The sequence below is a fragment of the Streptomyces sp. 15-116A genome (genome assembly GCF_025290915.1).
GTDB lineage: Bacteria > Actinomycetota > Actinomycetes > Streptomycetales > Streptomycetaceae > Streptomyces.
Window position 1 is genome coordinate 1 of the sequence record NZ_JAOCQE010000233.1, and the last position, 10,240, is coordinate 10,240.

Genomic DNA, 10,240 nt, shown 5'->3' on the forward strand with positions numbered 1-10,240 from the left:
GCTGGCCCGGGGTTCGGCGCGGCGACCGGATCCCCGGGCGGGACGGGGGCCGGCGGCCTGGAGGCCGCCCCGGCACCGGTGACGTCCCTCGGCCACCCGGGGCCGGGGAGGCACGCGGAGGGTGAGTTCCGGGGCGGGGCGTCGGACAGTACCGAGGACGCGGGGGCGGCGGCCGCCACCCCGTCGGGAGTGACCCCTCTCGCCCACCCTGCTGCCCGGCGGCGCACCCGTCGGCCCCTCAAGGTCGCCTTCGGGGCCCTCGTCGCTGCCGCTGCCGCGAGCGTCGTCGTCGGGATGGGGTGGCTCGTGACGCAGACCGGGACGTCCTCCGACGACGCCGGGAGCAAGGCTGCCGCCGACAGTGCCGCCGGCGAGCAGGGGGGCGGGGTCGCCTTCGGCAGCCCCCGCTATCTCGCCTGCGCCCGCACGGTCGTGGAGGGCACGGTCTCCGCCGTGAAGCCGACGCCGTCCGGCGAGTTCGAGCGCGTCACCCTCACCGTGACCCGCCCCTACAAGGCCGAGGAGGGGAGGACCGAAGAGCTCACCTTCCCGATCGCCACCGTCGGCCGGCCCCGTCTCCACGTCGGCGCTCTCGTGCTCGTCGGCATACCGCTGGGGGACCAGTTCCCTGACATGGTGATCGTCGGTGAGAAGAACATCGCCCCCGAGCGGGCCCGGATCACCGCGTCCCTCCCCGAGTCCCGCACCCTCACCTGCGAATGACGGGATGACGAAGGGCGGGCGTCCACTTCCGGACGCCCGCCCCTCGCTCATCTCACCTTGCTCATCTCAGCCGAAGGCGTTACGGCACGACCTTCTCGATCGCCACGCTGCCCAGGCCCGCGACCGTGCCGCGCGCGTTGACCAGCTGGACGCGGCCGAAGAAGGCACGCCCCTCGGGAGCCGCCGCGGCGGCCGTGACCTTGGCGGAGACCTCCGCCGAGTCACCCGTGCCGAGCTTCACCGGCGCCGCGTCGTCGACCGTCACGGAACCGAGCGTGGCCGCGAAGAACACGTCCCGGTAGTCGTAGTCCGTCGAGCCCGCCGGGACCGAGTAGCCCACGACCTCCACCGTGTACGTACCGGCGGCCGGCTTGGCGATGGACACCGACTCCTCCGAGTCGCCGTCGGCGGACTGGGCGACCTCGTTGCCGTCCTTGTCGTAGACCGTGAGGTCCAGGTCGGCGGCGGTGTCGGACACCTTGCCGATGGCCACGTCGAGCGAGGCGGCACCCTCGGGCACCTCGACCGTCACGGTCTTCTTCTCACCCTGCTTGATCGCCGGGCGGTCCGTCTTCGCCGAGCCGAGCGGCCCGCCGACCAGCTTGCCCTCCAGGGCGGCGAACTGGTTGGTCACCTTCCAGGACGCGGCGGCCGGCGTGCCGACCTTCGCCTCCGGCACGGTCACGGTCTCCGGCTCGAAGGCCGCGCCGAGCACGGCGACGTCCAGCTTGTACGGGTTGTCGAGCAGCGGCGAGGTGCGGCGCGACTCGACCTCGATCTCCCACACGCCCGGCTGCGGGTCGGCGTACGAGCGCAGGTCGGGGCGGCAGGTGTTGGCCGGGTTGGTGTAATTCGGGTAGCAGTTGATCGTCGACGTCGGGTCGGCCGGGACGCCGTACGGGTGGATGGCGATGAACCGGGTCTGGCTCTTGTCCTTCAGCCCGCTCATCGCGACCTCCAGTGTCTTCGCGCCCTCGGGCACGGTGACGAAGTAGGAGGTGTGGCTGTTGCGCTGCACCGAACCGGACGCGGCGAAGGTGTGCTTCAGCGGAGCGGAGACGACCACGGTCGTCATGATCTGCCGGTCCACACCCTCGGTGCGCGGGTCGTCGACCTCCAGGATCGCGCTCTTGATGCCGGCCGAGCCGGGCGCGGCCTGGACCTTCACGGTCACCGGCTTGTTCAGCGGCAGCGCGATGTCGTCGTCGCCGAGGATGCGGAAGGTGCGGCCGGCGTTGTTCTCGATGTCGAGCTCGTGCCGGATCGCGCGGTCGGGGCCGGACGTACGGGTGATGGTGACGTCGTACGTCTTCTTCTGCCCGGCCTTCAGGCCGCCCTCACGGTCGTACAGGCCCGTGCCGAAGCCCGGGGTCTTCAGGAACTGGTCGATCGCGGTGTCGACCGGCGCCTTCACCGTGTACGTGTGCGCGGTGGCGTCGTCACGGATGGCGTCCCAGGCGTCCTCGATGTCGATGAGGCCGGCGCCCTCCTCGTAGGCCTGCACGCCCTTGATGTGCTCGGCGGTGGAGGTGAGGGCGGTGCGCAGCTTCGCGGGCGGGAGGTCGATGCCCTTCTGCTTCGCCGCCGACAGCAGCAGCGCCGCGGCGCCCGCGGCCTGCGGGGAGGCCATCGAGGTGCCCTGGAGCATGCCGTAGCCGGGCGGGAGGCTGTAGCCGGCCTCGGCGACGGGGGCGCCCGGCATCCAGGTCTGGATGGTGTTGATCGCGGCGCCGGGGGCGGCCAGCGTCGGCGTGAAGCCGCCGTCCTCACGCGGACCGCGCGAGGAGAACGGCATCATGGCGTACTTCTTCTCCACCTTGGAGCCGTAGTTGGCGGCCCACGTCTCGCGGGAGACGGACGCGCCGACCGAGATGACCTTGTCGGCCAGCGACGGGTCGCCGATGGTGTTGGCGCCGGGGCCGGAGTTGCCCGCGGAGATCACCAGCTGGACGCCGTACTCGTCGATGAGCCGGTTGTACAGCTCGGCGCGGGCGTTGTTGCCGTCGTTGAGCGCCGGCAGACCGCCGATCGACATGTTGACGATGTCGACGCCGCGCTTGGTGACGAGGTCGATCATGCCCTCGGTGAGCGCCACGTTGGTGCAGCCGCCGGACCAGGTGCAGGCGCGGGAGGAGACGAGCTTCGCGCCGGGGGCGGCGCCGTCCATCTTCCCGCCGAACAGACCGTTGGCGGCGGTGATGCCGGCGACGTGCGAGCCGTGCTCGGACTCCACGACACCGATGTTGACGAAGTCGGCCTTCTTGCCGACCCAGTCGCCGCCGTAGGGGTCCATCGGGACGTCCTTGCGGATCTCCACGACGAACGGCTGGCGCTCGGCGATCTCGGTCTTCGGGTCGTCGGTGCCGAAGTACCCGATCTGGAAGCCGTCCTTGTACGGCTTCATCGGCTCGTCGTCGCCGAAGTCCTGGTTGTTGTTCAGGTCCACGCGGACGGTGCCGGCCGCCGCGTCGTACAGGACGCCCCAGGAGTCGGTGGTGTCGCCGTCGCGGTTGGCGTCACCGGCCGCGTCGCCGCCGGTGGTGTACGACTCCAGGAAGGTGCTGATCCGGTACTCGCCGGCCGGGGCCTGCCAGGTCTTGCCCTGGTAGGTGAAGGCGGGGCCGGTCACGGACGACACCATCGGGCGCCAGGTGCGGTCGTTGTCGACGATCGGGTCGGTCGCCGTCACCCAGTCGACGATCTTCCGCTCGCCGGTGGTGGTCTTCTGCAGCGCCGGGTGGCCGAGGTCCACGCCCGAGTCGAGGATGCCGATGGTGATGCCGCGGCCGTCCGCCTTCGGGTTGTCCTCGACGAACTCGACGGCGCCGGTCTCGAAGGACGGGTTGTACGGGTTCTTCGCCGGGGTGCGCTTGCCGGGGGCCGGGTAGGTGGCGGTGCCCTGGGCGCCGGCCTGCTTGGTGGTGTCGGCGCTCGGCGTCGGGTCGTCCAGCGGGATCTCCTCGCGCAGGTCGATGCCGTGCACGGAGGAGAGCTTGGTGGCGGCGGCGATGGCCGACTCCGCCTTGGCCGTCGGGACGGTGGCGCGGACGTAGCCGAGCTTGTCGTGGGTCCGGCCGACCGAGCCGCCCTTGACCGCGTCCAGCTGCCCGGCGACCTGCTCGGTCTTGCCGGGCGCGGTGGCGATCATCATGGTGACGTTCTTGACGCCCTCGGCCTGCGCCTCGGCGAGCAGCTCCGCGTCGTCGGAACCCAGCTTGCTCGGTGCGGACTTGACGTCCTGGTCGGCGGGTGGCGCGTCCGCCGCGAAGGCCATGGGTATCGGTCCTGCCGCGGACAGCGCGGCGACGAGGCCGGCGGCCACGGCGATACGGGCCACGCGTCTCGCGCCCGCTATCGGGTCCTGCTGGGGGGAGTGGGTCATCGGCATCCCTTGTGCGTAAAGGAACGATCGTGGAACGACCGGAGCCGATCGGCCCTGGCCGCGACGGTCCGGATGGCGACTCCGGACGATCGCTGAGCTTTACGCAAGGGACAGGTGTTTGGGGAGGGTTGACCGAATCGCAATGGATGCATGGGGAAAACCCCCGATGCGCTTTTCCGGACAGGGCCCCGCGAAGACGACATGTCGCCGACCGGACCGGGGTAACGTCCCTCGGTGCGACAGAAGTTGAGGGTGGCGGCCTACGCCGTGGTGGTACGCGACGGCCGGCTCCTGCTCGCCCGGTCCCCGGGGCCGGGCGGCGTCCCCGAGTGGGTGATGCCGGGCGGGGGCATGGAGCACGGCGAGGACCCCTGCGACACCGTGCGCCGGGAGGTGGAGGAGGAGACCGGCTACCACATCGAGGTCACCGCCCTCCTCGGCGTCGACTCCACCCGCCACGTCTTCCCGGCCCGCCTCGGCCGCGCCGTCGACCACCACGGCGTACGCCTCGTCTACGAGGCCCGCATCACCGGCGGCGACCTCCGCAACGAGACCAACGGCTCCACCGACCTCGCCGCCTGGCACCCCTTGGACGCCGTCCCGGCCCTGACCCGCATCCGCCTGGTCGACACGGCCCTGCACCTGTGGCGTGAACGTCCGCCGACGGGCCGCCCGGCACGGGGGGAGAGCCGTCCCGGCCCGACCTGAACAACACCGCTCAGGCGCCGCCTGCGTCCCCATGGCCGGCCTGCCGCAGTGCGAGCGGCCCGACGCATGGTCATGCCCCTGTGGTGGAGCCGGGGCGGACGATCATCAGCACGGTGACCGTGGCCCACAGCAGGTTGAAGACGCCGGTGAGCATGGCGAGACGGCCCGGTGACAAGGGGGCGGGTTCGGACGCGGAGGGAGCGGACGCGGACGCCGAGGACGAGCCGGAGGCCCCCACCTCGTCCAGCGCCCGGTCCTGGGCGGGCAGGATCAGCAGGGCGAGAACACCGGCGGCGGCCGCGGTCAGCAGGATCGAGACGATGAGCCAGGTGTCGCCCAGGACGCCGAGGCTCTTGGCGGTCGCGAACCCGAACACGGGCACGGCGACACCGACACCGGCATAGACCCGGCAGATGCGATGCAGGGTCCGCAGGGCCGTCAGAGCGTCGCCGGAGCCGGAGCCGGAGCCGGAGCCGGAGCCGGAGCCGGAGCCGGAGGCGCCGAGGGCGCGGCGTAGCGTCGGCGGGAACATGCTCGCCGCGACGGTGACCGGGCCGACGGCCACGATGGCGGCCAGGACGTGCAAGGACAGAAGGAGCTTGGTCACGCCCGGCGCTCCCCGGTGACCTTCGAGGCCGGCAGGCGGCCGGCCCTGGACGTGCCCCGGAGTGTGTCGCCGTCGACCGTCACGTCGAAGGCCAGGTTCAGCCGCAGGGGCTTGGTGACGGCCTGCTTCCAGGTGAGCCGGTCGCCGTCGAGGGCGACGTCGTGCAGCGGCACCTCCTCGCCGGCCCCGTGGGCCGTTCCGGTCAGCACTCCGTTGTGCCGGCGGAGTTCGACCACGGCGTTCATCGTGCCGAGGGGTGTGGCGATGGACAGGTTCCAGGTGCCTTCGACGGACATGCCGATGTTCTTTCTGACGGTTGGTCAAGGGGTGAGACAAAAGGGGTGCGACGGGCTCGTACCGAGTCCTCAGAGTGCGGAGGGAGCCAGTCCCCGCGCATGCCACACGGTGCCGCGTCGCTCGTGGGCGAACAGCTCCTCGACGGCGTGCGCGATACGGGGTCCGAGCTCGCGTTCCAGCAGGTAGAGACCCAGGTCCAGCCCGGAGGTGACGCCGGCGCCGGTGATCAGGTCGCCGTCGTCGACGACACGGGCACGGACCACGTGGGCGCCCGTGGCGTCGAGCAGATCCAGGCCCAGGTGGTGGGTGGTCGCGTGGCGTCCCTCCAGCAGACCGGCCATGGCCGGCACGAGCGAGCCGCCGCAGACGGTCGCGAGCGTCACGTCCGGATCGTCCATCGCCTGCTTCAGCAGAGCGGGCAGCTCGGTGGTCAACGTGCGCCCGAGGAGCACCGGAACGAACTCGTCCTGCCGCCACCCGCCGGCGCCCACCTCCGCGTCCGGCACCTCGCCGGGTGCACCGACGCGCCCGGAGGCGCCCGGCACCAGGACCACGTCCGCCCGCTCCGGGTCGAGCGCGGCCGTGGCCCGCAGCGTCAGCCCTCCGGTGCCGCTGATCACGTCCCGGGCGCCCTCCGCGGAGACCAGCTCCACGGTCACCGCGCCGTCCGACGCCATGCCGCCGGCGTACAGCACCTCGTAGGGCGCGATGACGTCGAGCGGATCGAAGCCGTCGAACAGGACAACCTGGATGTGCATGGGAGGTTCCTTCGGTGTCGTTTCTCTCCGACGCGTGAAGTCAACCGGTTGCCGCGACGCTCGCCCAGTGGCAGGAGTGACACCTTTCAACGGGATATCGCCAAGCACTGCAGAGGCATCGCAAGACCGCTGTGACATGCAGTGATCCCGGTACCGGTGCCGAATCCTCCCGACAGCGCAGAGGTACATTCTCGCCATGCACACCGTCGCCGTACTCGCGCTGGACCAGGTGATCCCCTTCGACCTGTCCACCCCGATCGAGGTCTTCTCCCGGACCCGCCTGCCCGACGGGCGGCCCGGCTACCAGGTCCGGGTGTGCGCCGAGCGCGACGAGATCGACGCCGGTGCCTTCACCCTGCGTGCCCCCTGGGGGCTGGACGGTCTCCGGGACGCGGACACGATCATCGTGCCGGGCGTCGCCGATCTCACGGCCCCGCTCTCCTCCCCGGTCCGTGACGCGCTGAGGTCGGCCGCCGCCGCGGGCACGCGGATCGCCTCCCTGTGCGTGGGCACCTTCCCGCTGGCCGCCACCGGCCTCCTGGACGGGCTGCGCGCCACCACCCACTGGCGTGCGGCCGGACTCCTGGCGGCCGCCCACCCGGAGGTCGACGTCGACCCCGACGTGCTCTACGTCGACAACGGCCAGTTCCTCACCTCGGCCGGCGCCGCCGCCGGCCTGGACCTGTGCCTGCACATGATCCGCCGTGACTACGGATCGGCGGTCGCGGCCGACGCCGCCCGGCTGTCGGTGATGCCGCTCGAACGAGAGGGCGGACAGGCGCAGTTCATCGCCTACGACCACGCCCCCACACCCCGGGGATCGGACTTCGAGGAGCTGCTGACCTGGCTTGGCGACAACCTGAGCCGCGACCTCACCCTCGCCGACATCGCCACCCGGGCCGGGACCAGCACCCGGACCCTGATCCGGCGGTTCCGCGACCACACCGGCGCCACCCCGCTCCAGTGGCTGCACCGGGCCCGCATCCGCCAGGCGCAGCACCTGCTGGAGACCACCGAGCACTCCGTCGAACGCATCGGCGCCCAGGTCGGGTTCGGCTCACCCACCGCCTTCCGCGACCGCTTCAAACGCACCACCGGCGTCAGCCCCCAGACCTACCGGCGCGCCTTCAGCTGAGCCGAGCCCCTGCCGAGGGAGGCCGGCCCCGTCTCCCGTCAGATGAACACGGAGTGACCAGTTCCCGGCCGGCACGGGAGCGGGCGTCGACACCTCGCCGGGTGCGTGATCCACGTACGGCGATCGGTGTTGCGCGTTGCCGTCGCGTTCACGCGCAGGTCATTCCCGGTGCCAAGCATCCGGTACGAGCGGTGCGTCCGGGTGACGGGCGGTCCGCGACCACTGCCGACGCGTTCGCACTCGGGGAGAAAGCGCCATGTCGCGCATACGCTCAGTCGCCGGCTCCACCTCGGTCCACCGTCGTTCGATCCTCGCCGCCTCCGCGGCCGTGGCCCTCTCCGCCGGCGTCGGCTACACGCTGCGCCCCGAGACCGGACGCGCCGCCACCGCCACCACCGCGACCGGCACCGGCGCCGGAGGCACCGTGCTCGCCTCCTCCCGGCAGGCACCGGCCGGCCCGCTCGCCCCCTACACCCGCGGCACCACCCTCACCACGATCGCCGCCCCGCGCGGCACCTCCGGCTACCGGCGCCTCGGCGACGGCCCCGCCTGGGGCCGGGTGGTGCGCGGCGACCTCGCCGAGCCCCGCTCAGGACGCGCCAACCGCCGCACCGCGCTCACCGCCTTCGTCCAGCTCACCGACCTGCACCTGATCGACACCCAGCACCCGCTGCGCCTGGAGTACCTGCGCGCCACCGACGTGCACGCCTGGCGCCCCCAGGAGGCCCTGACCGTGCAGGGCGCGATCGCCCTGGTCGAACGGGTCAACGCGCTGCGCGGCGCCCCCGCCACCGGCGCCCCGCTGCACTTCGCGATGACCACCGGCGACAACACCGACAACAACTGCCGCTCCGAACTGGACTGGTACCTCACCGTCATGAGCGGCGGCCGCATCCGCCCCAACACCGGCGACCCGCGCCACTACGAGGGCGTCCAGAACAGCGGCCTCAAGCGGTACTGGCAGCCCGACACCGCCGTCCGCGACGCCGACAAGCAGCTCGGCTTCCCGCACCTCGACGGCTTCCTCGCCGCGGCCGTCCGCGAGGTGACCAGCCCCGGCCTCAATCTGCCGTGGTACTCCACCGTCGGCAACCACGACTCCCTGCCGCTCGGCTGCTACGCCTCCCACGGCGACGCCCGCCTCACCGACCTCGCCGTCGGCGGCCGCAAGCTGATGGACGTGCCGGAGGCCGAGGCCCGCCGCCTCCAGAAGGCCATCAAGAAGGCCACCGACCCGCGGGGCGTGCAGTACGGGGAATTCCTCAAGGCCCACGCCCGCGCCATGCGCCCCGTCACCCCCGACGAGCGACGCGCCCCCTTCACCCCCGCCGAGTACCTTGCCGCCCACCTGGACCCTGCCCACCACGGCCCCGGTCCCTCCGGTCACGGCTACACCACCGCCAACCTGGAGACGGGCACCCAGTACTACGCCTTCCGCATCTCCGACGACGTCATCGGCATCAGCCTCGACACCACCGACCCCGGCGGCCACTACGAGGGCTCCCTCGGCACGGCACAACTGCGCTGGCTCGAAGACACCCTGCGCAAGAACCGCGACTCCTACGCCCTCGTCTTCAGCCACCACACCAGCACGTCGATGGACAACACCCACCCCGACCCGGCCCGCCCCGACGAGCGGCGCCACAGCGGCGACGAACTCCTCGCCCTCCTCGGCCGCCACCGCAACGTCGTCGCCTGGGTCAACGGCCACATCCACCGCAACGCGATCGTCCCGCACACCGGCCCCGAGAACTCCTTCTGGGAGATCTCCACGGCCTCGCACGTCGACTTCCCCCAACTCGCCCGTGTCATCGAGCTGGTGGACAACAAGGACGGCACTCTCTCCCTGTTCACCACCCTGGTCGAGTCCGCGGCCCCCCACCGCACCGACTTCTCCGACCTCTCCCAGACCGGCCTCGCCGCCCTCTACCGCGAGCTCTCCCTCAACGCCCCCGGCGCCCGCACCGACCTGGCCGGCACCCCTCAGGACCGCAACACCGAGCTGCTGCTGAAGAAATGACACACCATCACACACGAGGAGGGGCCGCCCGAGCCGGCGGCCCCTCCTCTCCCCTCCTGATACGGCTCCCGCTACGACGGCTCAGCGGGGCAGCACCACCACATACGCGGCCGGCTCCCGGTCCGCCGCCGCCATCAGCGCCGTACGGATCACCGCCGCCTGCTGCTCCATCGCGTCCCGGAGCTTGCGCGGGGTGACGTGGACGACCGTGATGCCGAGCCGTTCGAGGTGCTCGCGCTTGCGGGCGTACTCCGACCACAGGGCGTCGTCGTCCTGGCGCGGCGCCCGCGTGTCCAGCTCCACGGCGACCGCCTGCTCCGGCCAGTAGGCGTCCAGGCCGCCGAGGTGGGGACCGCCCGGCAGGCGCAGGTCGACGTTCCACACCGGGTCCGGCAGACCGTGCTCGCGCACCATCTCGTACAGCCGGTCCTCCGCGATCGCCCGGCCCTCGGCGACCAGCGAGTCCACCGCGTCCACCACGTGCGGCCGGTTCAGCAGCCGCGCCTCGTTCAGCTCCCGCACCACCGCGGCCGCGTCGCAGTGCCCGCCGCGCACCGCCTCCGTCAGCAGCCGGCGCACCGTGCCCGCGTCCTGCAGCCGCGCCACCGCG

At 72.1% G+C, this 10,240-nt stretch carries 8 protein-coding genes and 1 pseudogene; 4 read left to right on the forward strand and 5 right to left on the reverse strand.

From position 1 onward, the window contains the following. A partial coding sequence (locus tag N4P33_RS27365) for a hypothetical protein (RefSeq protein ID WP_260829468.1) occupies window positions 1-723 on the forward strand: 723 nt, incomplete at its 5' end. A 79-nt stretch (window positions 724-802) separates the two neighbouring features. Here N4P33_RS27365 and N4P33_RS27370 read toward each other — a convergent pair. After that, window positions 803-4,105: a S8 family serine peptidase gene (locus tag N4P33_RS27370; RefSeq protein ID WP_260829469.1), complete on the reverse strand. Its 3,303-nt coding sequence runs from the start codon at window positions 4,103-4,105 to the stop codon at window positions 803-805. Window positions 4,106-4,339: 234 nt separating this feature from the next. Here N4P33_RS27370 and N4P33_RS27375 point away from each other — a divergent pair, with 234 nt between their 5' ends. Then, a complete protein-coding gene (locus N4P33_RS27375) occupies window positions 4,340-4,813 on the forward strand; it encodes an NUDIX hydrolase (protein WP_260829470.1) in 474 nt (157 codons plus the stop codon). A gap of 70 nt (window positions 4,814-4,883) precedes the next feature. On the opposite strand, the gene N4P33_RS27380 is transcribed toward N4P33_RS27375, so the two are convergent. The 3 genes from N4P33_RS27380 to N4P33_RS27390 all read right to left on the reverse strand — a co-directional run bounded on the left by N4P33_RS27380 (window position 4,884) and on the right by N4P33_RS27390 (window position 6,475). Next, on the reverse strand, window positions 4,884-5,420 hold the full coding sequence (locus N4P33_RS27380) for a hypothetical protein (RefSeq protein WP_260829471.1): 537 nt from the start codon (window positions 5,418-5,420) through the stop codon (window positions 4,884-4,886). Further along, window positions 5,417-5,716: a hypothetical protein gene (locus N4P33_RS27385; RefSeq protein WP_260829472.1), complete on the reverse strand. Its 300-nt coding sequence runs from the start codon at window positions 5,714-5,716 to the stop codon at window positions 5,417-5,419. Before N4P33_RS27385 ends, N4P33_RS27380 begins: the two co-directional genes overlap by 4 nt. Before the next feature lie 69 nt (window positions 5,717-5,785). Next, window positions 5,786-6,475: a DJ-1/PfpI family protein gene (locus tag N4P33_RS27390; RefSeq protein ID WP_260829473.1), complete on the reverse strand. Its 690-nt coding sequence runs from the start codon at window positions 6,473-6,475 to the stop codon at window positions 5,786-5,788. A 196-nt stretch (window positions 6,476-6,671) separates the two neighbouring features. Here N4P33_RS27390 and N4P33_RS27395 point away from each other — a divergent pair, with 196 nt between their 5' ends. Then, complete coding sequence (locus N4P33_RS27395) at window positions 6,672-7,610, forward strand: GlxA family transcriptional regulator (RefSeq protein ID WP_260829474.1); 939 nt, start codon at window positions 6,672-6,674, stop codon at window positions 7,608-7,610. A gap of 256 nt (window positions 7,611-7,866) precedes the next feature. Beyond that, a complete protein-coding gene (locus tag N4P33_RS27400) occupies window positions 7,867-9,630 on the forward strand; it encodes a TIGR03767 family metallophosphoesterase (RefSeq protein ID WP_260829475.1) in 1,764 nt (587 codons plus the stop codon). A gap of 81 nt (window positions 9,631-9,711) precedes the next feature. Here the strand turns inward: N4P33_RS27400 and N4P33_RS27405 are convergent. Continuing rightward, window positions 9,712-10,240 (reverse strand): annotated as a pseudogene (locus N4P33_RS27405) (hypothetical protein); the annotation flags it as partial.